This window comes from Micromonospora sp. NPDC047187 (genome assembly GCF_040643355.1).
Taxonomy (GTDB): domain Bacteria; phylum Actinomycetota; class Actinomycetes; order Mycobacteriales; family Micromonosporaceae; genus Micromonospora; species Micromonospora salmantinae.
This window is the reverse complement of the sequence record NZ_JBEYUF010000005.1, coordinates 187669-209775: the sequence shown is the minus strand read 5'-3', so window position 1 is coordinate 209775 and position 22107 is coordinate 187669. Positions and strand designations below refer to the sequence as shown.

Annotated in this window: 23 protein-coding genes; 12 read left to right on the top strand and 11 right to left on the bottom strand. The window is 71.3% G+C overall.

The window, feature by feature from the left end:
* Positions 1 to 85: 85 nt before the first annotated feature.
* Positions 86 to 334: a hypothetical protein gene (locus tag ABZ794_RS12000; protein ID WP_357515485.1), complete on the top strand. Its 249-nt coding sequence runs from the start codon at positions 86 to 88 to the stop codon at positions 332 to 334.
* Here ABZ794_RS12000 and ABZ794_RS11995 read toward each other — a convergent pair.
* A complete protein-coding gene (locus tag ABZ794_RS11995) occupies positions 331 to 780 on the bottom strand; it encodes a hypothetical protein (RefSeq protein ID WP_210787348.1) in 450 nt (149 codons plus the stop codon). The two genes, ABZ794_RS12000 and ABZ794_RS11995, sit on opposite strands and share 4 nt — an antisense overlap.
* Positions 781 to 942: 162 nt before the next feature.
* Here ABZ794_RS11995 and ABZ794_RS11990 point away from each other — a divergent pair, with 162 nt between their 5' ends.
* A complete protein-coding gene (locus tag ABZ794_RS11990; protein ID WP_210787351.1) occupies positions 943 to 1296 on the top strand; it encodes a DUF6401 family natural product biosynthesis protein in 354 nt (117 codons plus the stop codon).
* A gap of 67 nt (positions 1297 to 1363) precedes the next feature.
* Here the strand turns inward: ABZ794_RS11990 and ABZ794_RS11985 are convergent, their stop codons facing one another.
* Complete coding sequence (locus ABZ794_RS11985) at positions 1364 to 2173, bottom strand: hypothetical protein (protein WP_210787353.1); 810 nt, start codon at positions 2171 to 2173, stop codon at positions 1364 to 1366.
* 198 nt (positions 2174 to 2371) lie between these two features.
* On the opposite strand from ABZ794_RS11985, the gene ABZ794_RS11980 reads away from it, so the two are divergent.
* The 3 genes from ABZ794_RS11980 (at position 2372) to ABZ794_RS11970 (ending at position 6616) form a co-directional block, all read left to right on the top strand.
* The gene (locus tag ABZ794_RS11980; RefSeq protein ID WP_357515481.1) at positions 2372 to 4510 is read left to right on the top strand and encodes a SpoIIE family protein phosphatase; all 2139 of its coding nucleotides are present in this window, start codon (positions 2372 to 2374) and stop codon (positions 4508 to 4510) included.
* Between the two features lie 25 nt (positions 4511 to 4535).
* Positions 4536 to 5213, top strand: coding sequence for an HAD family hydrolase (locus tag ABZ794_RS11975; protein ID WP_210787359.1), 678 nt, complete (start codon positions 4536 to 4538; stop codon positions 5211 to 5213).
* A 107-nt stretch (positions 5214 to 5320) separates the two neighbouring features.
* Entirely contained in the window at positions 5321 to 6616 is a 1296-nt protein-coding gene (locus ABZ794_RS11970) for a cation:proton antiporter (protein ID WP_210787360.1), read from the top strand.
* Between the two features lie 9 nt (positions 6617 to 6625).
* On the opposite strand, the gene ABZ794_RS11965 is transcribed toward ABZ794_RS11970, so the two are convergent.
* Positions 6626 to 7564, bottom strand: a complete 939-nt coding sequence (locus tag ABZ794_RS11965) for an FAD-dependent oxidoreductase (RefSeq protein WP_210787362.1) — start codon at positions 7562 to 7564, stop codon at positions 6626 to 6628.
* Positions 7565 to 7671: 107 nt separating this feature from the next.
* Here ABZ794_RS11965 and ABZ794_RS11960 point away from each other — a divergent pair, with 107 nt between their 5' ends.
* On the top strand, positions 7672 to 7887 hold the full coding sequence (locus tag ABZ794_RS11960) for a DUF3072 domain-containing protein (protein WP_210787361.1): 216 nt from the start codon (positions 7672 to 7674) through the stop codon (positions 7885 to 7887).
* A 125-nt stretch (positions 7888 to 8012) separates the two neighbouring features.
* Here ABZ794_RS11960 and ABZ794_RS11955 read toward each other — a convergent pair whose 3' ends face one another.
* The 3 genes from ABZ794_RS11955 to ABZ794_RS11945 all read right to left on the bottom strand — a co-directional run bounded on the left by ABZ794_RS11955 (position 8013) and on the right by ABZ794_RS11945 (position 13504).
* Positions 8013 to 8513, bottom strand: coding sequence for a YfcE family phosphodiesterase (locus tag ABZ794_RS11955; RefSeq protein ID WP_357515478.1), 501 nt, complete (start codon positions 8511 to 8513; stop codon positions 8013 to 8015).
* A 128-nt stretch (positions 8514 to 8641) separates the two neighbouring features.
* The gene (locus tag ABZ794_RS11950) at positions 8642 to 11518 is read right to left on the bottom strand and encodes a ricin-type beta-trefoil lectin domain protein (protein WP_210781395.1); all 2877 of its coding nucleotides are present in this window, start codon (positions 11516 to 11518) and stop codon (positions 8642 to 8644) included.
* A gap of 153 nt (positions 11519 to 11671) precedes the next feature.
* The gene (locus ABZ794_RS11945; protein WP_357515476.1) at positions 11672 to 13504 is read right to left on the bottom strand and encodes a glycoside hydrolase family 15 protein; all 1833 of its coding nucleotides are present in this window, start codon (positions 13502 to 13504) and stop codon (positions 11672 to 11674) included.
* A 111-nt stretch (positions 13505 to 13615) separates the two neighbouring features.
* Here ABZ794_RS11945 and ABZ794_RS11940 point away from each other — a divergent pair, with 111 nt between their 5' ends.
* Positions 13616 to 14203, top strand: a complete 588-nt coding sequence (locus ABZ794_RS11940; RefSeq protein WP_357515475.1) for a general stress protein — start codon at positions 13616 to 13618, stop codon at positions 14201 to 14203.
* Between the two features lie 55 nt (positions 14204 to 14258).
* On the opposite strand, the gene ABZ794_RS11935 is transcribed toward ABZ794_RS11940, so the two are convergent.
* Positions 14259 to 14846, bottom strand: coding sequence for a DUF1684 domain-containing protein (locus ABZ794_RS11935; protein WP_357515473.1), 588 nt, complete (start codon positions 14844 to 14846; stop codon positions 14259 to 14261).
* Between the two features lie 33 nt (positions 14847 to 14879).
* On the bottom strand, positions 14880 to 15449 hold the full coding sequence (locus ABZ794_RS11930) for a TetR/AcrR family transcriptional regulator (protein WP_112678031.1): 570 nt from the start codon (positions 15447 to 15449) through the stop codon (positions 14880 to 14882).
* Between the two features lie 60 nt (positions 15450 to 15509).
* Between ABZ794_RS11930 and ABZ794_RS11925 the strand changes: the two genes are divergently transcribed.
* Positions 15510 to 15998: an FBP domain-containing protein gene (locus ABZ794_RS11925; protein ID WP_210781391.1), complete on the top strand. Its 489-nt coding sequence runs from the start codon at positions 15510 to 15512 to the stop codon at positions 15996 to 15998.
* 61 nt (positions 15999 to 16059) lie between these two features.
* On the opposite strand, the gene ABZ794_RS11920 is transcribed toward ABZ794_RS11925, so the two are convergent.
* Positions 16060 to 16593, bottom strand: a complete 534-nt coding sequence (locus ABZ794_RS11920) for a GNAT family protein (protein WP_238688448.1) — start codon at positions 16591 to 16593, stop codon at positions 16060 to 16062.
* Positions 16594 to 16749: 156 nt separating this feature from the next.
* Here ABZ794_RS11920 and ABZ794_RS11915 point away from each other — a divergent pair, with 156 nt between their 5' ends.
* Positions 16750 to 17232 (top strand): MarR family transcriptional regulator, encoded by a 483-nt coding sequence (locus ABZ794_RS11915; protein WP_112583452.1) that lies wholly within the window; start codon positions 16750 to 16752, stop codon positions 17230 to 17232.
* A gap of 10 nt (positions 17233 to 17242) precedes the next feature.
* Positions 17243 to 18229: a pirin family protein gene (locus ABZ794_RS11910; protein WP_210781389.1), complete on the top strand. Its 987-nt coding sequence runs from the start codon at positions 17243 to 17245 to the stop codon at positions 18227 to 18229.
* 64 nt (positions 18230 to 18293) lie between these two features.
* Here ABZ794_RS11910 and ABZ794_RS11905 read toward each other — a convergent pair whose 3' ends face one another.
* A complete protein-coding gene (locus ABZ794_RS11905; RefSeq protein WP_255750115.1) occupies positions 18294 to 18422 on the bottom strand; it encodes a hypothetical protein in 129 nt (42 codons plus the stop codon).
* Positions 18423 to 18556: 134 nt separating this feature from the next.
* Between ABZ794_RS11905 and ABZ794_RS11900 the strand changes: the two genes are divergently transcribed.
* Positions 18557 to 20146 (top strand): phospholipase D-like domain-containing protein, encoded by a 1590-nt coding sequence (locus ABZ794_RS11900; protein ID WP_357515468.1) that lies wholly within the window; start codon positions 18557 to 18559, stop codon positions 20144 to 20146.
* Here the strand turns inward: ABZ794_RS11900 and ABZ794_RS11895 are convergent.
* The gene (locus ABZ794_RS11895) at positions 20095 to 20844 is read right to left on the bottom strand and encodes a hypothetical protein (RefSeq protein ID WP_357515466.1); all 750 of its coding nucleotides are present in this window, start codon (positions 20842 to 20844) and stop codon (positions 20095 to 20097) included. The two genes, ABZ794_RS11900 and ABZ794_RS11895, sit on opposite strands and share 52 nt — an antisense overlap.
* A gap of 377 nt (positions 20845 to 21221) precedes the next feature.
* Between ABZ794_RS11895 and ABZ794_RS11890 the strand changes: the two genes are divergently transcribed.
* The gene (locus ABZ794_RS11890; RefSeq protein WP_210781386.1) at positions 21222 to 22046 is read left to right on the top strand and encodes a SigB/SigF/SigG family RNA polymerase sigma factor; all 825 of its coding nucleotides are present in this window, start codon (positions 21222 to 21224) and stop codon (positions 22044 to 22046) included.
* The last annotated feature ends 61 nt before the right edge of the window (positions 22047 to 22107 follow it).

Sequence of the window (22107 nt, the reverse complement as noted above, 5' to 3'; positions counted from 1 at the left end):
CGTCGGCACCCGATCGCTCGCGGCGTGAAGAAGTCGTGTCCGTACGGTCGAGAAAACGGACAGCTCATCCAGAATCGGCCGATCGGTGGACGGCAAGCCGGCCGGTTCGCGTAAGAATTTCGGGATGCATCAAGGCTCCGGAATCCTCTCCACGCGTCAGCGCAAACTCGCCTGGCTCGGCTTCCTGCTCGCCGCGCTTCAGGCACCCGTGTCCGCCTGGCTCGTCGCCGACGAGTCGTGGCTGTTCAGCCTGTGCGTCGCGTTGATGGTGGCCACCGTGATCATCGCTGACGACGCGGCACGGCGTCGCCCGGCCGACGCGACAAGCGACTAGCCTCCGCCGCCCGGCCGGGCCTCGTGGCCCGGCCGGCCCCGGCTCCGGCGGCGTTCCTTCATCTCGGCCTCGTAGAGGTGGCGCCGCCCACCCACCAACTCGTCGCGGGCCTGCTGGTCCAACTCCCGGAACAGCGCGTGGTAGCCGTCGTCGAAGTCCTCGACGATCTGAAACGTCCACCGTCCGGCGATGACGTTGCGGCCGCGCAGCTCCGTGGCGATCCGGTCGGCGAGGTGCGGATGCCCGGCGGCGCGAAACTGCTCCACCGCGTCGTCGAGCATCAGGTCGGCGTGGCCGATCAACTGGTGCATCGAGTAGAGGTGCCCCCGGGCCCGCTCCACACACTCCAGCGCCTCGCTGAGCTTGCCGAGCGCGGCGACCGTCGCGCCGCTGACGCCGTCCGGCCGCCGGTGCCGCTCGTCGGGTCCGTCCGCCTGCTGTCCCATCCGTGCCTCCGTGCCGGGTGCCGTCATTCCTGGGTGTTCTCCTGCTGCCCAGTCTGTGCCGGATCAATCCCCCGGGTCAGCGGCAACCGCCCCAGTGGCGCAGCCGACATCCGCCGAGCGGACGAGGTCGACACGGTCACTGGTCGGTTAGCCTCGGTCACCATGCGTGTGCCGTTCAACCGGGTCGCCTCCCGTACCGCCGTCGACTCGGCGCGGTCCACCCTGGCCGCCCTCACCGTCTCCGTGGGCACTGTCGGGCTCGCCGCCGCCGCCGCGCGACCCGGGCTGCTGGCCCTCGTCGACCAGCACGCGGCGGCCGTCCGGGACAGCCTCGACGGGGACCGCACGCCGCTGAGCGCCGCGGCGCTCGCCGGCTACGCCGAGGGGGTGCGCGCCGCCGCCCTGGAGCACGGGTGGACGCCGCCCAGCGGGCCGGTGGACTGGAGCCACCCGGAGTGGCTGCTCACCCGGCTGGTAGCGGTCTGCGCGCTGGCTCGCGCACTCGACCGGCACTGACACGCGAGGGGAGGGCACCCCGCGTCGTACGCGGAACACCCTCCCACCCGTCGTGCCGTTCCGCCCGCTACGAGCGGTACTGCTGGGGTTCGTCCACCCGAGGCATGGCCTGGGTGCGGTCACCCCCGCGGTCGGCCATCTGCCGCTCCACGTCGCTACGCCCGGCCGACGCGGCCTGACGTTGCTGCTGCACCGCCCGGGCCTCCTGGGCCGCCCGCTGCAGCCAGCCGTCCCAGCGGTTCTGCATCGGCTTCACGAGACCACCGCCGACGCCGACGATCAGGATGCCGGCCACCGTGGCGAGCACCGCGATCAGCACCGGAGTGGTCACCGTGGTGGCGATACCCACCTGGTTCAGGGCGGCGATCACACCGAGCGCGATGATGAAGATCGCCGTCAGGTCGGCCAGGACCTTGCCGTACGAGAGCCCTCCCAGCGCCCCGGTGACCAGATCCCGGACAGCGTTGGCGATCGCGGCCGCCACCACCACGATGACGATCGCGATGAACGCACGCGGCAGCCAGGCCACCACGCCGCTGATCAGGTCACTGATCGCGTTGGGCCCCCAGACTCCGAAGGCGAACTGCAGCGTGAACAGCAGTACGGCGTAGTACGCCAGTCTGGCCAGAATGTCGCTGGCGTCGTACTTCGTTCTCTCCAGGGCCCGTTTGATGCCACCGCGTTCGACCGCCTGGTCGAAACGCACCCGTTCCAGCACCGTATCCACGATCTTGAGGACGGCTCTGGCGATGAGCCAGCCGACCACGAGGATGACGATGAAGGCCACTGCCTTCGGGATGAAGAGCAGCACCGACCTCCAGGTGTCGGCGATGGCATCGCCGATGTCGGCCTGCCGGACCGCGAGGGTTTTCAGCATGATGTCCCTCCTGTCGCATGGACTGCGCCGGGCGCATACCCGGCAACCGGTCCGGCACTCCGCGCAGCGCGCGGCGTTTTTCCCGACAGACCTCCGGACAGGGGCTCTGAACTGCCCGAACGGCCACCGCGACGGACTCGGCGACGGCCCGCCGCCGTGGTCGGATGTCTTTTCCGGTCGGCCGACTAGGCTGCGAACATGCCAGGAACGGTCGGGCGGGTCCCCACGCCAGCAACTCCGGGCCCGGGCGCACCCACCGGGTCCGGCCCGGCCGTCGGCGTGCTCGCCCACGACTGGGCCAACACCCCGCTGGGCCCGGCCGACGACTGGGACGTCGCCCTCCAAGCCGTGGTGGAGCTGGTCCTCGCCTCGCCGATGCCGATGGCCCTGGCGTACGGCGACGATCTCGTCCTGCTCTACAACGCCGGCTATGCCGAGCTGCTGGGCACCAAGCACCCCAGCGCCCTCGGCCGCCCGGCCGCCGAGGTGTTCGCGGAGATCTGGGCGCTGCCCGGCGTCGGTGCGGTGATCGAGCGCTGCTACCGGCAGGGCGAGCCCTTCCTGGAGAAGGAGTCCACCCTGCCGCTGGTCCGTGGGCACTCCGCGACGGTGGAGCAGGCGGTCTTCACCCGGGGCTACTCACCGGTGCGCGACAGCGCCGGGCAGATCGTCGGCGTGCTGACGGTCGCGGCCGAGACCACCCACGTCACCGAGCAGTTGCAGAGCCTCAGCGAGGTGGCCGCGGCGCTCGCCGGCACCCTCACCCTCGACGACGTCGCCCGGGTGGCGCTGCGGTACGCGATCACCACGTTCGACCCCGACCAGGCCTCGTTCGCCGTCGACGAGGGCGGCGGCGGCTGGCGCATGGTGCGTCGGGTCCGTGGCGAGTTGTTGGACGAGGCCGACGAGCGGCTTCCCCCGCTCTGGCGGCGCGCGCCGGCGGACTGGTCGGCCCCGGTGGTGCAGGCGGCCCGCTCCGGCGGCCCGTCGTTCACCCGCGACGGGCAGCCGCTGCGGGACACCGCCGTGGACCGCCACGACCAAAAGGTCCGCGCGATGGCGGCCCTGCCGCTGGGCACCTCGGTGGTCCGCGGCGGGCTGGCGGTCGGCTACCAGGTTCCGCACACCTGGTCTCCCGCCGAGCGGGCGTTGCTGGCCGCCTCGGCCGAGCTGATCGGCCAGGCCGCCGAGCGGGCCCGCCGGTTCGAGACCCAGCACGGCACTGCCCAACTGCTGCAACGCAGCATGTTGCCGGAGCACCTGCCGGATCTGCCCCGGTTGCGGATCGCGGCCCGCTACGACCCGGGCGTGGACGGCAACGCGGCCGGCGGTGACTTCTACGACGCGTTCCTGCTGCCCAACGGCTCGCTCGGCGTGGTGCTGGGCGACGTCGCCGGGCACGACGTGCAGGCCGCCGCGCGGATGGGGCAGGTCCGGGCCGCGCTGCGCGCTCTGGCCCTGGCCGACCCGACGCCCGCCGCGGTCCTGGGCGGCCTGGACCGGCTGGTGACCAGCCTCGGCGTGGAGGCTGGCACCCACGAGCTGTTCGTCACAGTGGCGTTCGGGGTGATCGACGCGGAGCGGCGGGAGCTGACCCTGTCCAGCGCCGGTCACCCCGCGCCGTTGATCCGCCGCGGCGACCCGGATGGTCGGTTCCACGCCGAGTACGTCGACGTCCCGGCCGGGCCGCCGCTGGGGCTGGGCGGCCGGCCGGGCACCACGACCGTCCCGTTCCGCCGCGGTGACACCCTGCTGCTGTTCAGCGACGGGGTGGTGGAGCGCCGCCGGCAGAGCCTGAGCGCCGGGCTGGCCACCCTGAGCGACGCCATTGCCAAGGCCGGCAGCGGCGACCCCCGCGCGCTCTGCGCGGTGGCCACCGCGGCGGTCCCGGGTGGCACGGAGGACGACGTGGCCGTGCTGGCGGTCGAGCACGCGCTCAAACCGAGTCGTTCGGCGAGCATGGAGGTGCCCGCCGAGCCGACCGCGCCAAGCCGGGTCCGGCACTGGCTGACCGGCCAGCTCACCGAGTGGCAGGTGCCCGAGTCGGTGATCGGGGCGGCGGTGCTCTGCACCAGCGAGCTGACCACCAACGCGTTGCTGCACGCCGGCACGGCCGCCCGGGTGGAGATCGACCTCAGCGCCGAGCGGCTGCTCGTCTCGGTAGCGGATTCCGGCACCCGGGGCACCGTGACCCGGGCCCGTACCGACACGTTGAGCAGTCGCGGGCGCGGCCTCGGCCTGATCGAGGAGCTCAGCGACGCCTGGGGCACCGACCCGTCGGTCCGGGGCTCCACGGTCTGGTTCGAGATCCTCACGCCGCCGGCCGCGCATCCCTGAGCCGCCCGAGGGTAGGAGGACGCCCATGGCTACCGACCGGCCCGCCGGGGTCCTCTTCGATGTCGACGGCACCCTGGTCGACACCACCTACCTGCACACGGTGAGCTGGTGGGAGGCATTACGCCAGACCGATCAGCCGGTGCCGATGGCGGTGGTGCACCGTTCGATCGGGATGGGGTCGGACAAACTCCTGGATCATCTCCTCGGCCCGGAGCGGGACCGCGACGCCGACTCGAAGCTGCGCGACGCGCACGACACCCTCTACGCCGAGTACTGGGAACGGCTCACGCCGCTACCCCGGGCGGCCGACCTGTTGCGGGCCTGCGCCGAGCGGGGGTTGCGGGTCGTGCTGGCCACCTCCGCCTCGGAACCCGAGGTGGGCGCGCTTCGTCGGGCGCTGGCCGCCGACGACGTGATCGACACGGTCACCTCCTCCGCGGACGCCCAGCAGAGCAAGCCGGCACCGGACATCCTGGTCGCCGCGTTGGAGCAGTCCGGGTTGACCGCCGAGCGGGTGGTCTTCGTCGGCGACTCGGTGTGGGACGTCGCCGCGGCCGGGAAGTTGAACATCCCGTGTGTGGGCCTGACCTGCGGTGGCACCAGCCGCGGCGAGCTCGCCGGCGCGGGTGCCGTGGCGGTGTACGACGACCCGGCCGCGCTGTTGCACGAGTTGGCGAACTCGCCGCTCACCCGGCCCCGCTGAGGATCACTCGGGTCCACCGGCACGGATGCGCATAGCCGGAGCCCTTGCGGGGCAAGGACTGTCACCACCTGCCCGCACCTCGCGGGTGCGGGCAGAAGGGTGGTGCCGTGGAGCCGGTAGATGTGGCGTTCGCGCTGGTGGGCCTGGGCGCGCTGCTCGCGGGCATCCTGCCGCGGGTGCTGGAGCGGCGCCCGCTGTCCATGCCGATCGCCTTCCTCGCCCTCGGCATGCTGGTGTTCCTGCTGCCGGTCGGGCTGCCGTCACCGGACCCCCTGGCCCACCCGGAGCTGACCACCCACCTCACCGAGATCGGGGTGATCGTCGCGCTGATGGGTGCCGGGCTGAAGATCGACCGACCGTTGAGTTGGCGGCGGTGGTCGTCCACCTGGCGGCTGCTGGCGATCGCTATGCCCCTGTGCATCGCGGCGGTGGCCCTGCTCGGCTGGTGGTGGGCGGGGCTGGTGCCGGCCGCCGCGCTGTTGTTGGGCGCCGCGCTCGCGCCCACCGACCCGGTGCTCGCCGCCGACGTGCAGGTCGGCGAGCCCACCGACGTGGAGGATTCCGAGGACGAGGTCCGATTCGCGTTGACCTCCGAGGCCGGCCTGAACGACGGGCTGGCGTTCCCGTTCGTCTACGCGGCCATCGCGATCGCCTCGACCAGCCTCGCGCCGAGCGACTGGGTGGCCGAGTGGTTCACGGTGGACGTGCTCTGGAAGATCAGCGTCGGCGTCGGCGGTGGCCTGCTCATCGGATGGCTGCTCGGCAAGCTGTTCTTCCGCGCTCCCAGCGAGCTGCGGCTGGCCCGGCACGCCGAGGGCTTCCTGGTACTGGCCGCCACGTTCCTGGCGTACGGGCTGGTGGAGGTGGTCGGCGGGTACGGCTTCCTGGCGGTGTTCGTGGCCGCCCGGGCCATTCGGGCCGCCGAACGGACCCACGAGTTCCACTCGGTGCTGCACGACTTCGCCGAGCAGGTCGAACGGCTGCTCACCCTGGTGCTGTTGCTGCTGCTCGGCGGCGCGATCGTGGGTGGTCTGCTGGGCCCGCTGACCTGGCCGGCGGCCGCCGTCGGGCTGGCGCTGGTGTTCCTGGTACGGCCGCTGATCGGCTGGTTGTCGTTGCGCGGCGCTCCCGGACGCCCGGCCGAGCACTGGGTCATCTCGTTGTTCGGCATCCGCGGCGTCGGCTCGTTCTACTACCTCGCCTACGCCACCACCAAGGCCGACTTTCCGCAGGCCGAGCTGCTCTGGGCGACCGTCGGGCTGGTGGTGCTCGTCTCCGTGGTGGTGCACGGCATCACCGCGACCCCGGTCATGCAGTTGCTGGACCGGGAGGGAGAGCGGACCTCCGACCCGGCCGAGCGGGACGCCGACGCTCGGCCCGTCGCGGCAGCCGGTCACGCCTGAGCGGATGGCTCAGGCCAGCCTGGCGGCCAGCGCACGGCCCAGGTCCCGGCCGGAGCGCCAGGCGCTCTGCACCCGGGGCTTGCCGAACGCGTCGCCGGCCAGCCCGATCCCGTCGGCGTCGAGGTGGTGGGTGGCGCCGCCGGCGTCGCTGGTCGGCTTCGCGTACGTCCAGCGGTGCACGTGCACGTCGACGGCCTGCTCGGGAAGCCCGAGCAGGTCCCGGACGGCCTGTTCGATCGCCGGGCCGGCCCCGGTGGGTTGGGCCAGGTGCCCGGCCGCGAACTCCGGCACGGTGTGCGCGACCAGCACCGGCGCGCCGTCACCGCGCCGGTCGCCGTCGTCGCAGACGAGGTTGAGGACCGGGTGCTCGTTGACGAACGCGCCCCGAAAGTCCGGCCAGCGCCGGGTCGGGAAGCGCAGTACCGCGGCCAGCGACGGCGACCAGCGTTGCGCCTGCACGACCCGGGTGGCGTCGGTCAGGGCCGGGTCGAGCAGAAGGGCGGCCTGCGGACCCGGCATGGCCAGGGCGACCGCCGCACACGGCTGCCCGTCGACGACCGGGCCGGGTTCCACTGTGAGCACCAGCCGGTCGACTGTCACCGGCACCTCGCCTGCCAGGTGCTCGACCAACGAACGCAGCCCACGGGGGGCGGCGAAGCGCATCGGCCCGGGCACCTCGTGGTTCCCACTCCGGTCGTACGCCTGGAAGGTGTCTGTCCATTCGCGGACCAGCCCGGCGGCGCGCCACTGCTCGACCAGCGCGGCGAAGTCCGGGTCGGTGGCGGTGAAGTAGGCGGCGCCGATGTCCGCGGGCCGGCCCTGGAAGCGTTTGCTGGCCATCCGGCCACCGCGGACGTGCCCCCGCTCCCGGACCTGCACCGGCACCCCGGCCCGGGTCAACTCGACAGCACAGGCCACCCCGGCGATGCCCGCCCCGACCACCACCACGCTCGACCGGTCCTCCGTCATCCGATGATCGTAGGTGGCGGCGTTCGGGCATGAACCACCGACGATCGGGGTACTGGCACACCTGTTCGAAAGAAAGGGTGATGAGGATGACTGACCGCCGCACCGAGCAGGCCGACCAGAATGCCGCGATCAAGGACCCGGACGAGTGGGTCACCGGGGACGAGCCGCCGACGGCGGCGCAGGAGTCCTACCTGAACACGCTGGCCCGGGAGGCCCACACCGACCTCCCGGACGACCTGACCAAGGCCGAGGCGTCCAAGCGCATCGACGAACTCCAGGCCGAAACGGGCCGAGGCCAGTAGCCCCAACCCCCTCCGCGCGATCTTGCACTTTCTGTCGCGACAAAAGAACACACAAGGCGCAAATCAACGACAGCAAGTGCAAGATCGCGGTGAAGGGGGCGGGGCAGGGCGGGTGGGGTGGGGCGTCAGGGGCGGGGCAGGTGGTGTAGGTGGACCTTGGTGAGGGCGCCGGTGTGCACCTCGGCGGTGAGGTAGGTGGCGTGGGGTTGGGAGCGGCGGTCGGTGGGTGAGCCGGGGTTGAGCAGGCGCAGCCCAGAGGCCGCCTCGGTGTCCCAGGGGATGTGCGAATGCCCGAACACCAGCAGGTCGACGTCGGGAAAGCGGGCCGCGCACCGCTTCTCACGGCCGGTCCGTTGACCGGTCTCGTGCACCACCGCCATCCGCAGGCCGTCGAGCTCGACCCGGGCCACCTCCGGCAGCCGGGCGCGCAGCGCCGGGCCGTCGTTGTTGCCGTACACCCCGATCAGTCGGCGTGACCGCGCGGTCATGGCGTCGAGCAGGGCCTCGTCCACCCAGTCGCCGGCGTGCACCACCACGTCGGCCGCCTCGATGGCCGCCCAGAGGGGCCCGGGTAGGTCCCGGGCCCGCTTCGGTACGTGGGTGTCCGCCGTGAGCACCAGCCGCATCCCGACATCCTCCCCCAACCTCACGATCACTTGATGCTGAGTAGCTGTTGGAGCCTTCCCACAACTACTCAGCATCAAGTGATCAAGGAGCAACGTGCCGCGGCATCTCCGAGCCGGTCAGGGGGCGGTCACGGCAGGGTCCAGCGTTGCGCCCCGGTGCCGTTGCAGGTCCAGATCCGCAGTTGCCGACCGTCGGTGAGGTCCGAGTTGGGGATGTCCAGGCACCGCCCGGACTGGGGGTTGCGCAGGCTGCCGTCCGACTGGGCGGCCCACTGCTGGGCCCCGCTGCCGTTGCAGTCGTAGAGCTGCACGAGGGTGCCGTCGGTGGTCCCGCTCGCCTTCACGTCCAGGCACTTGGCGAGCCCCCGCACCGTGCCGTCGCCGGGCAGGCTCCACCGCTGGGCTGCGGTGCCGTTGCAGGTCCAGGTCTGCACCTTGGTGCCGTTCGCGGTCTGGCTGGAGGCGATGTCCGCGCACTTGCCGAGGGCCTTGACCTCACCGGTGCGCGCCCCGCCGGTGCCGACGCCCGGGCCGGTGAAGGTGTAGCTGTCCACGTCCAGCAACGCCCCGCTGCCGCCGGTGACGACCAGGTACAGGTCGTGGGTGCCGTCGTCGGGCTTGGTCACCGTGGCGCTCAGCTCGGTGTAGTTGTCCCAGCCGCCGGTGTTCGGCACCGCGATCCGGGCGACCTCGGTGCCGGTCGGTGAGTCGTACCGGAAGGAGAGGGTGCCGCCGGGGCCGCCGGAGGAGACCCGGGCCCGGACGCCGGTGATCCCCTTGAGGCTCACCGCGTGGTGCCGCACGCTCTCGCCGTTCTGGACGTCGCCCAGCCGCTTGCCACCCTCGGCCGCCGCCTGGTCGATCACCTTGGGGCCGTTGAGCTGGACGAAGTGCTCAGCCTGCCACTGTTTCGGGTAGAGGCTGATCTCCTGCTCACCGGTGAGCGCGGCCGAGCCGGTCGCGCCGCGATCGGTGTAGCTGCCCCGCAGGACGAAGAACAGCACCGAGTCGGGGCCGGCGTGCACCGGGCCGGTGTTGAAGGTCGCGCCGCAGCCGGTCCCCTCCCCCTCCTCGTGGGCGTGCTCCTGGTGGCCCAGCGCGGCCCGGACGACCACCGCCGAGCAGGCCGGCGTGCCGTCCTGCGGGTCACTGGCCGTGGCGCCCACCGCCAGGTCCTGCCCCCAGTCGAAGAGCCCGCCGGCGGGCAGGCCGGTCAACGTGACAGTCGGCCGGTTGTTGCCGACCACCACCGACACCACTGTGGTGGCGCTGCGGCCGGTGCCGTCGTTGACTGTGAGCCGGGCGCTGTAGGTGCCGTTGGCGGAGTACGTGAAGGACGGGTTCGCGGCTGTCGAGTCGGTGCTGCCGTTGTTGGTGAAGTCCCACGCGTACGTCAGCGGGTCGCCGTCCGGGTCCGAGCTGCCGGCGCTGGAGAAGGTCACCGAGAGGGGGGCCAGGCCGTTGTCCCGGTTGACGGTGGCCTTGGCTTCCGGCGACCGGCCACCCTGGACATAGTTGATTTTGTAGAGACCGGCGTCTACCGCGCCGGAGAAGTAGCCGCTGCCGTACTCCAGCAGGTAGAGCGAACCGTCCGGGCCGAACTGCCAGTCGATCGGATGGACGAGCTTCATGCCGGCGAGCACCGGCTCGATGACGGTCGGCGTGCCGGTGGACGGGTTGCCGTTGTCGAACTGGACCTCCTTGATCCAGTTGCGGCAGTACTCGGAGATCAACCACTTGTTGTCGTAGTAGGCCGGCCACTTCACGTCCGAGACGAGATTCGGGTCGTAGTGGTAGACCTCGACGTGGTTGGGCGACCCGCACCCACCCGGGTTGTCCAGCGCCGGCCAGTCCTCACTGCCGCCGTGCTGTTCCCAGACCAGTGCCGGTTTCGTCGGCGGAAGCTGCTGGACACCCGTGTTGCGGGGTGAGTTGTTGACCGGGCCGGTCGAGCCGCCGCAGGGGAACCAGCCGCGCGGTGTGGCGGTGGCGAAGTCCCAGTCGTTGTAGGCGACGTTGGGGCCGCCACAGTACGGCCAACCGTAGTTGCCGGGCCCGTTGGCCCGGTTGAACTCGTCGTAGGCCGCCGGGCCACGGTTGGCGAGGTCGGCGCCGGCATCCGGGCCGACCTCACCCCAGTAGAGGGTGTTGTTGGCCTTGCGGTCCACCCAGATCCGGTACGGGTTGCGCACGCCCATCACGTAGATCTCCGGGCGCGTTCGGGCGGTGCCGGCGGCGAAGATGTTGCCGGCGGGGACGGTGTAGCTGCCGTCGTTCTCCGGGTGGATCCGGTTGATCTTGCCGCGCAGGTCGTTGGTGTTGCCAGAGGTGCGTTGGGCGTCGTACTGCGCGTTGCGGTTCGTCCGCTCGTCGATCGGGGCCATTCCGGCGGAGTCGCCGCCGGAGTTGGTGTTGTCGCCGACGGCGAAGTACAGGTTGCCGGCGGTGTCCCAGCTCATCGAACCGGCCGAGTGGCAGCAGAGATCGCGTTCGGTGGGCCACTCGATCAGCACGTCCTCGCTGCCCGGGTCGAGCAGCAGCGTGGACGGGTTGAAGGTGAACCGGCTGATCCGGTTGACCAGTGGGGTGACCTTCGGCGAGTAGAAGAGGTAGACCCAGCGGTTGCTCGCGAAGCTCGGGTGCAGGGTGATGCCGATCAGGCCGTCCTCGAAGCGGGCGTCCAGCGCCAGGGTGAGGGCCACGGTGGTGGACCTGGTCGCCGGGTTGTAGAGGCGGACCTGGCCACCGGCGCTGCTGGTGCCCCGGTTGATGTAGAAGACCTTGCCGTCGGGTGCGACGGCCAGTTCGATCGGTTCGCCCATGGAGAGGCCACCGTCGAGGGCGACCTTCTCGAACCCGATGGTGGCGGGCGGGGCGAGGGCGGCGGCCTGGGCCGGGGACGCGGCGGCCGGTAGAACGCTTGCCTGCGGGACGAGGCAGAGGGTGACCAGGACGGTGAGCAGAGTGGTGGCGCTGACGAGCCGTCGACGCAGAGTGCGGGACACGAGACCTCCAGCTGTCCGGGGGATCTCGGTGCCGCTCCCGCCGACTGGAGGAGCACCGCGGTGTTTCCCGGACATTAACGTCTTTCACTGGAAGGCGATAGAACTTCGCGTCATCGGATCGAAAGTTGTCAAGATTTATACGAAAGTACGGGCTCAGCTACGCGTCGGGGTGAAGTGCGCCGGGGGCATCGCGCAATTGCGCAACGTCAGGTCCTGCTCGACGTCGGTGAGCACACCTGCGGCATTGATGAGACCGATGTGCGAGAACGCCTGCGGGAAGTTGCCCAACTGCTCCCCGGTCTGCTGGTCGATCTGCTCGGCGAACAGGCCCAGGTCGTTGACCCGACCAGCCAGATCGCGAAACAACTCGTGTGCCCGGTCCCGCTCGCCGGCCAACGCCAGGCAACTCACCAGCCAGAACGAACAGATGACGAAGCCCGCCGGGTCGCCGTCCCAGCGCCGCAGCAGGCCGTCGTGCGACAGCCGCCGCTCCACCGCGCGGACCGTCGAGCGCATCCGAGGGTCGTCGGCCCGCAGAAAACCCACCAGCGGCATCACCAGCACCGACGCGTCCAGCTCGTCGGAATCAAAAATCCCGGTGTACGACTGGAGCCGGTCGCTCCACCCCCGCTCGAGGATCGCCGCGCGCACCTCGTCCCGGGCCGCCGTCCAGCGAGCCAGGTCCTGCGGCTCGCCGAGCTGGTCGCCGAAGCGGACCGCCCGGTCCAGCGCCACCCAGCACTCCACCTTCGAGGACACGTGGTGGTGTTGCACTCCACGCTCCTCCCACATCCCCGCGTCCGGCTGTTTCCAGTCCTGCTCGGCCTGATCGGCGAGCACCCGGAGCAGGTGGTAGACGTCCGGGTCGAACGGTTCGAGCTGGTCGCGCATCAGCCAGGCGGCGTCCATCGCCGCGCCGTAGATGTCGTTCTGCCGCTGCCGCCACGCGTCGTTGCCGGTCACCACCGGCGGGCTGTCGCGGTAACCGCCGAGCTGGTCCAGCCGATGCTCGGTGAGGTCCCGCTCCCCCAGCACCCCGTACATGATGGGTACCGGCTGGTCGCCGATTCGGCCCATCGCCCGGCCCAACCAGGCGAACTGCCGCCGCACCTCGTCGAAGCACGCCGACCGCCACAGCGCCCGCAGGGTGTGGCTGAAGTCGCGCACCCAGACGTAGCGGTAGTCGTAGTTACGGTCCCCGCCGAGCTTCTCCGGCAGCGAGGTGGTCACCGAGGCCACCACCGCGCCGCTGGGCCGGTACGTCATGCCCTGCACCACCAGCCCGCTGCGCCGCACCTCCTCGGCGTAGAGGCCCTTATAGTCGTGCTCGTCGGCCCAGGACCGCCAGCCGGCGACGGTGTCGGCGATCGTCTGGTCCGCGTCCGGCACCTCCGGCAGTGGCGCGTCGTAGGTCGGGGCGTACCCGAGACTGAAGTTGTGGGTCGTGCCGGCGCGGACGGTGAACGTCGCCGCGGCATCGCCATCGTCGCCGCACGCCAACCGCACGCTGCTGCGGAAGGTGAGCCGCGCGGCCCCGGCGATGGCCTCGAGCATGTCCTCACGCTCGACCAGGTATGCGATGGTGCGCCCGTACTCGAAGCGCGGACGGTAGTGCACCCGCACCGGCACCGCACCGGAGAGTCCCTGCACGCTGCGGACCAGCACCTGCGGTGGGTGCATGCCGATGTCGTGACCTCGCGAGCCGGGCTCGAAGGCGAGCGCGTCGGTGAGCGCGACCTCCCCTTGCGCGGTGCGGAAGATGGTCCGCAACACCAGGGTGTGCTCCAGGTAGCTCCGTTCGACAGTGAAATCGACCTCCGGTCGGATCGACCAGTGCCCCGCGCCGTCGTCGAGCAGCCGCCCGAACACCGACGGGGCGTCGAACCGCCCCGGGCACCACCAGTTCACCGAGCCCGAGGCGTCCACCAGCGCCGCGCTGCGGCCGTCGGCGAGGAAACCGTAGTCGCTGATCTGTCCGCTCTCCACCTGACTGCCTACCCGGGCAGTCCGCGCCCATTCCCCTCCTGCCCGACGGTGGAGACCGCGTTACCGGTCGGCCTGGACGGGAACCCGGCGGGCTGACGAGGGAGGATGCTCATGACGTCAGCTTCGGGGCCGACCGCCGCGTGGCGGCCCGGCACACAGGGTGGCGACCTGCTTCCATCCGGGCCGGCCGGCCGCCTGTCGACACCGGCCGGGGACGGCCACGGGCCGGAGACCGGCCCGCCGACCGTGACGATCGGCTCGTACCCGGACTATCCGACCGCGCAGCGGGTCGTCGACTACCTGGCCGACAACCGCTTTCCGGTGGAGCACAGCGCCATCGTCGGCACCAACCTCACCCTGGTGGAGACGGTGCTCGGGCGTATGACCACCGGTCGCGCCGGCCTGCTCGGCGCCGGTACCGGCGCCTGGTTCGGGCTCTTCATCGGCCTGTTGTTCGGCATCTTCACCGTCGGCAACTGGCTGGCGGTGATCCTGGTCGGGTTGGTCATCGGGGCGATCTGGGGTGCCGTGTTCGGCGCGGTCGCACACGCCATGACCGGCGGGCAGCGCGACTTCACCTCGGCCAGCTCACTGCGCGCCGGCCAGTACGCGGTGACAGTCGACGCGCAGCTCGCCGACCAGGCGCGACAGCTGCTCGGTCGGATGCGGATGTCCAGCTCGACGCAGAACGCCCGCTGAGCGACGACCGACCGCCCGTCCCGGCAGCACTCGGGGCGGGCGGCCGCGTCGTCGTTCAGTCGTGATACGCCAGCTCGCCGGCCCGCAGCGGCACGTCGACCCGGTTCTCCGGTGGCGCCAGCGGGCAGGCCCAGCGGTCGTCGTAGGCACAGCTCGGGTTGTAGAGGTAGTTGGCGTCCAGCCGGACCCGGTCGCCGGGCAGCAGCTCGACGCCCCGGCCGAAGGTGCCCTTCACCGTGTCGGTGAGGTACCGGCCTCCGCCGTAGCTCTCCCGCCCGCAGGTGCCGTCGCGCAGCGGAACGAACAGCCCGCCCCCGTACGCCTCGATCCACCACAGGGTCAGCGGCCCCCACGGCGTCTCGGCCACCGCGATTCGCCGGTAAGCGACCACCCCGTCCGGGCCACCGGTGTCGATGCGCAGCTCGCCGCTGGCCGCGCGCAGAGGCGCCTCGACCACGGCCTCCGGGTTGGGTGGGAAGTAGCGCACCCCGGCGAAGTCGGGCCGCTCCGCCACGGGGATCGGGCTCTGCGGGTGGGTGGCGAAGAGTTCGTCGCGGCCGGCGCGGAAGCCGGCCAGGTCGACCTCGGACAGGTACAGCCGGGCCACCCGCTCCCGCCAGTCGGCCAACTCCAGATCATCCACGTCACCGAGCCTATGCCGTGGCTCTGCGGCAGCTCAGCGCGACGGCCAGTTGGTCAGGACGGCGTCGAGGGCGTCCAGGGTGCGCGACCAGGAGTCGTCGGTGGGGCGCGGGGTGTGCCGGAAGCCGCCGGTCTTCTCCAGGCTCACGAACCCGTGGAACGTGCTGTGCATCATCCGCACCGCGTCGGTCTGGTCGGGCTCGGAGAGCCGGTAGCCGCGCAGGATCGCCCGGGTCATCTCGGCGTGCCGGACGCCCGCGCTCGCGGCGGCGGTCTCCGGGTCGAGGTCGATCTGCATGGCCGCGTAGCGGCCCGGGTGCTCTCGCGCGTAGTCGCGGTAGGCGTTGGCGAACGCCACCAGCGCGTCCTTGCCGGCCCGGCCGGCGAGCGCGGCGGCGACCCGGTCGGCCAGCTCCGCCAGTGCCAGCAGGGCGATCCTGACCCGCAGTTCGTGCGCGTTCCTCAGGTGGAAGTACAGGCTGGCGTCCTTCACCCCGAACTGGCGCGCGAGCGCGGCAACAGTGACGTTCTCGACGCCCACCTCGTCGGCCAGCTCGGCTGCGGCCAGCGTCAGGCGCTCGACGGTCACCCCGGCACGTGCCATGCAGCACACTCCAAACCTAGCCGTAATAATCGCTTGCCTAAGACGGCTAGGCTACTACCTATGTTGGCCCTAACCGAATCCGTCATCCGCGCGTCCTTCGTCAATTGCAGCAAGGGCGAGGCGAAGCGGCTGACCGTACCGAACGATCTTGAAGTGCGTCAGTGGGACGACCTCGACTTTCTCGGCTGGCGGGATCCCTCCGCGCCGCAGCGGGCCTACCTGGTCGCCGAGACCGACGGCGAGCTGGCCGGGGTGGTGCTGCGGGCCGCGGCGCACCAGACGGGGCGTGTGCGGCACAGCATGTGCTCGTTCTGCCTGACCACCCACCTCGGCGGTGGCGTCTCGCTGATGACCGCCCCCAAGGCCGGTCCGAGCGGACGCCAGGGCGACTCGGTGGGCACGTACCTGTGCTCCGACCTGGCCTGCTCGCTGTACCTGCGGGGGAAGAAGCACGCCGGGCCTCCCGCGCCCGAGCCGTTGCCCCTGCCGGAGCGGATCGACCGCGTCAGGACCGCCCTCGCGACATTCCTCCGCAAGGTCACCGAGTGACGGTTCGAGACGGCCTGCGCGGCCGGGGCCGGAGCGCGTTCGGGCCCCGGTCCGCCTCCGCCTAGCGGTCGGTGGCCAGGCGGGCGTGCAGGTGCTCGTCGTAGCGGCGACCGTCGCCGTACCGGTACGACTCGCGCAGGGTGCCCTCGGCCGGGTAGCCGGCGCGGTCGGCGACCCGGCAGGACGCCGGGTTGGCCACCGCGTGACACAGCTCCACCCGGTGCAGCCCGAGATCCGCGAACGCCCAGTCGGTGAGCCGGACGACGGCGCGGACCGCCACCTGACGCCCCCGTGCCGCGGGCACCGTCCAGTAGCCGATGGACGCGTCGCCGTCGTGGATGCGGTGCAGCGACACCGAGCCGAGCAGTTCGCCGTCGGCCGCCGCGGTGACCGCCATCGAGGCGTGGCCACCGGTGGACCAGTCGGCCCGGCGACGCACCCAGAGCAGCGCGACCTCGTCGTCGATCGGGCCGCCACCCTGCGGGTTCCACTGGGCGATCGCCGGATCCCGGAGCGCGTCGCGCACCGCCGGGGCGTCCTCGTCCCGCCAGGGGCGCAGCAACAGGTCGGCGGCGGCGAGTTCCACGTGTTCCACGAGGCCGGAGTCTGGCACAACCCCCGGCCTCCGCGCCGCCGGATTAACGCGGCTTTCCTTCAAAGCTGCACGATCCGGCAGCCAGAGCGTGAGGAAGTGACCCAGGCAACGCTCAACGACGTTACTTAAATTTTGAAAGAGTGCTACTGTCGTGGCATGACCGAGAGCCTGGACAGCACCCGAGAGGCCGCCTGGCGCGCCTACATCGAGGCCAGCCAGCGTCTCTACACCCAGTTGGAAGAGGATCTACGGGTCGACAGCGACCTCAGCTTCGCCGACTACCACGTGCTGGTCCTGCTCTCCGAGGCACCCGGGCAGCGGCTACGGATGGGCGAGCTGGCCAGCCGGTTGATCTTCTCGCCCAGCCGCCTCACCTACCAGGTCTCCTCCATGCAGCGTCGTGGCCTGGTCAGCAAAGAGCCCTGCCCGGACGACCGGCGTGGCAGCGAGGCGGTGCTCACCGCCGCCGGGCTGCTCGCCCTGCGGGAAGCCGCACCCCACCACCTGGCGTCGGTGCGTACCCATCTCATGGACGACCTCGACGATGCCGAGGTCGCCTGCCTCACCCGGGTCTTCGACCGGCTCGGCGAGCGCCTGCGGGCATCGCGGGTCAGCTCGACCACCCCCGCCTCACGCTAGGAGCCTCGACATGCCCGCGATCACCGTCGACAACGTTCTCGTCCTGCCCCGCCTGCCCCAGCTCGACGAGGCCACCACGATCCGCCCGGTCCGCACCGTGACCACGGCGCCCAGCGGCTTCGAGGGTGAGGGCTTCCCGGTCCGTCGCGCCTTCGCCGGGGTGTCGACCACCGACCTGGACCCGTTCATCCACCTCGACCAGATGGGCGAGGTCGACTACGCGCCGGGCGAGCCCAAGGGCACGCCGTGGCACCCGCACCGCGGCTTCGAGACCGTCACGTACATCATCGACGGCGTCTTCGACCACCAGGACTCCAACGGTGGTGGCGGCACCATCACCGACGGCGACACCCAGTGGATGACGGCGGGCAGCGGCCTGCTGCACATCGAGGCGCCGCCGGAGCACCTGGTGATGAGCGGCGGGCTCTTCCACGGCACCCAACTGTGGGTCAACCTGCCCCGCTCGGCCAAGATGAACCCGCCCCGCTACCAGGACATCCGGGGTCGGGAGTCGGCGCTGCTCACCACGCCCGACGGCGGCGCGCTGATCCGGGTCATCGCCGGCGAGGTCGCCGGGCACCGCGGCCCGGGTTCGACCTTCACCCCGATCACCATCACGCACGTCACGGTGCAGCCGGGCGCGCAGGTCGACCTGCCCTGGCGGCCCGACTTCAACGCCCTGGTGTACGTGCTGGGCGGTCGCGGCACGGTCGGCACCGACCGGCGGCCGGTGCGTACCGGCCAGCTCGCGGTGCACGGCCCGGGTGACGCGCTGCGGTTCAGCGCCGCCACCTCGCAGGACAGCAACACCCCCGCACTGGACCTCTACATCATGGGCGGTCAGCCGATCCGGGAGCCGGTGGCACAGTACGGCCCGTTCGTGATGAACACCCGGGACGAGCTGCTCAAGGCGTTCGAGGACTTCCAGGCCGGTCGCCTCGGCGTGATCCCCACCGAGCGGCTCCCGCACACCGGCGGCCAGGGCACCCGGCCCTGACCACGCTCGACCGCTGAGTTCGGCGCCGACGCCTCCGGTTCACCCCGGGGGCGTCGGCGCCGCCTCAGGAGACCGCAAAGATCCCGGCAACGCCCAGAATCACCATCAGCAACACCGCTACCAGCGCACCCCGTTCGCTCTCCACCGCCGGCTCGCGGTTCTCGGTCACGGGATTCGTCGTGTCGCGGGGCATGGTGTGGCCTCCTCGGCTGTTGTCGCGTCGCTTCCGATGGCGTTGGCCAGGTCACCGGTCTGGGGTCCTGGCGTGCGGACCCGCGTCGGGGGTCCTACCGTGAGGACGTTGCCGACCTCCAGGGGGGCTGGACGGTGCCGTTGCAGGACTGGTTCCTCACCGCTGAGGAACGCGCCAACCCGGTCTCTGGCTTACCCGTGTGGACCACGGGAAACCTCGCCGAGCCGTTGATTCACGGTGCCGCGTACTTCGACCGACTGGTCCACGAGGTCGAGGCCCTGGGCTCCGGCGACCACCTGTTCTTCACCGACTGGCGGGGTGACCCGGACCAGCGACTGCGCCCGGACGGTCCGACAGTGGCCCAACTCTTCGCCCAGGCCGCGCAGCGCGGTGTGGTGGTGAAGGGGTTGATCTGGCGCTCGCACCTCGACGTCGTGGCGTACAGCGAGGCCGAGAACCGCGACCTCAGCGAGACGATCTCGGCCGCCGGTGGCGAGGTGCTGCTGGACCAGCGGGTCCGGCGCGGCGGCTCGCACCACCAGAAGCTCGTGGTGCTGCGGCACCAGGGCGCGCCCGAGCGGGACGTCGCCTTCGCCGGCGGGATCGACCTGTGCCACAGCCGCCGCGACGACGCCGCGCACCACGGCGATCCGCAACCGGTGCAGATGTCCCCCCGGTACGGACCCAATCCGCCCTGGCACGACGTGCAGCTCGCGGTGCGCGGTCCGGTGGTCGGCGCGTTGGACACCCTGTTCCGGGAACGCTGGACCGACCCGATGCCGCTGGACTCGGAGAACCCGCTGGCCTACCTGCGGGACCGGCTGCGCGGCTCGGATTTGCGCCCCGACCCGCTGCCCGAGCAGCCGGCCGACCCGCCGCCCTGCGGTCCGCACCAGATCCAGGTGCTGCGCACCTACCCCGCCGTCCGTCCCCGCTACTCGTTCGCACCGGACGGGGAGCGGACCGTGGCCCGGGGCTACACCAAGGCGGTACGCCGGGCCCGCCGGCTGATCTACCTGGAGGATCAGTACCTCTGGTCGGCCGAGGTCGCGGACCTGTTCGCGCACGCGCTGCGGGACAACCCGGACCTGCACCTGATCGCCGTCGTCCCCCGCCACCCGGACGTGGACGGCAAGCTGGCGTTGCCGCCGAACATGGTCGGGCGCGAGCAGGCGCTGTCACTGTGTGAGCGGGCCGCACCGGACCGGGTGCACGTGTTCGACGTGGAGAACCACGCCGGCGAGCCGGTCTACGTGCACGCGAAGGTCTGCGTGGTCGACGACGTCTGGGCCAGCGTGGGCAGCGACAACTTCAACCGGCGGTCCTGGACGCACGACAGCGAGTTGTCCTGCGCGGTGCTCGACGACACCCCGGACCAGCGGGAGCCCACCGACCCCGCCGGGCGGGGCGACGGCGCGCGGAGCTTCGCCCGGGACCTGCGCCTGCGGCTGTGGCGCGAGCACCTGGACCGCGACCCGGACGGCGCTGACGACGCCGACCTGTTGGACCCGGCGGACGCCGTCGCGGCCGTCACGGCCGCCGCCGACGCGCTACAGCAGTGGTACGACGACGGCCAGGTGGGAGAACGGCCGCCCGGGCGGCTGCGCCCGCACCGCCCCGAGCGGCTGCCGTGGTACACCCGGGCCTGGGCGCTGCCGATGTACCGGCTGGTCTACGACCCGGACGGCAGGCCGCTGCGGGCGAGGCTGGCCGGCACCTGGTGATGCGGTCGGGCCGGCTCCGGTGCGGCGACCGCGTGCACGTTCAGCCCGCCGGGGTAGGCGAACGACGAGCGCGGTGAGTAGTAGCCGAAGCCGATGGTCAGCGGGTTGGCCGGGCGCAGCGCGTACATCGGGTGGCCGGGCTGGAGGAACTCCACCGACTCGATCTCGAACGGGGCGACCGGCTCGGCGACGAACGGGTAGGCCGAGCTGAGCAACTGGCCGTCGCGCCGGGTGAAGTAGCGGTGGTGCCCGCTGCTGATCACGTGACCGGTCTCCCCCACCCGACACCGGGCCCGGACCAACGGCGTGCCGTCGATCTCCGTCTCGGAGAGCAGGTCCTCGCCGTTCACGTCGATCCGGGTGCGCCCGGCGAGCACCGGGGCGCCGCGAGCGAGGGCGTACTCACGGACCCGCCGGCTGGAGGCCACGTAGTGGGTCCACCAGCCACCGGCGTTGAGGCCGCCCGGCGCGTCGACGCCCAGCAGCGAGACGCCGAGGTAGGTCAGCGAGTACGCGCCGAAGCCGGAGGTCTGCGTCTCGTCGTCGACGATGTACTGGTTGAGGAAGACCTGCCGGTCGGGGCGGGGGCAGAGCCCCGGCGGGACCAGCGCGGCGACCGCGTCGGGGTCCGCCGGCAGCCAGCTGAAGTAGAGGGTGCGACTGTTCACGACAAGCTGGGGAGCGGCTGGATCGAGCACGGTGCCTCCGAACCGGGTGTGTACACGCGACGCTACGGCCGGTCCCACCAGCGGGACAAGGACGGATAGTCGACACTCCTGGCGACTTGTCGGATTTCATGTTGACCAGTCGGCGCGACCCGTGGGCCGATCGGCCGGACCGGCCAGCCGACCGGGTACCGGATCGCAGCGGGAACAACGGGTAAGGATCCTCACAACCATCCCGACTTCCGCGCCATTTGCCCCTTTTATTGCTCAACACACCTTAAGTACATCAACCTTTCGGCTAGATTTCTGGGAGACGATCAGGTTAAGGTGACTCCCGAACGGCCTATTGGAAGCTAAACCAAAGCGTCACGTCTTTCTTGTCAGCGGACGAGGTGCAGGGAGGACCACCCATGACCGCGCCAACGATCACCGAGCAGCCGAGCGTCGCCGCCAAGGCCACCACCAAGCTCGACCCGCGCGCTCTCACCGACAGCGCCGCCAACCTGCTCAACGCGATGGCCGCGCTGCCCGCCAACCACCCGTCGCGCGCCGCTCTGCGGGACCGGGCGATCGAGGCCTGGCTGCCGCTCGCCAACCACCTGGCCCACCGCTACAGCGGGCGCGGCGAGCCGAACGACGACCTGGCGCAGACCGCCGCGATCGGCCTGATCAAGGCCATCGACAAGTTCGACCCCGAGCGCGGTGTCGACTTCGCCGGTTACGCGATCCCCACCATCATCGGTGAGCTCAAGCGGCACTTCCGGGACCGCACCTGGGACATCCGGGTGCCCCGCCGGCTCCAGGAGCTGCGGCTGGCCATCTCCGACGCCAACAGCTCGCTCCTGCAGACCCTCGGCCGCTCGCCGACGGTCGCCGACATCGCCGCGCACCTCAAGCTCACCGAGGAAGAGGTGCTGGAGGGCCTGGAAGGCGCCCGCGCGTACAACGCGGTGTCGCTGTCCACCCCGACCGGCGACGGCGAGCGCGCCACCGAGCTGGGCGACATGCTCGGCGGCGAGGACAGCGAGTTCGAGCTGGCTGAGCTGCGGGTCGCCCTCGGCCCGGCGCTGGCCACCCTCGACGAGCGCGAGCAGAAGATCCTCACGCTGCGCTTCTACGGCAACCTGACCCAGTCGCAGATCGCCGACCAGATCGGCGTCTCGCAGATGCACGTCTCGCGACTGCTGACCCGGGCACTGACCAAGCTGCGTGGCCAGCTCGACGGCACGTACTGACCGGTTGACGACAGGAGGGCCGGGTCCATGGACCCGGCCCTCCTGCGTGCCCGCATTGTCA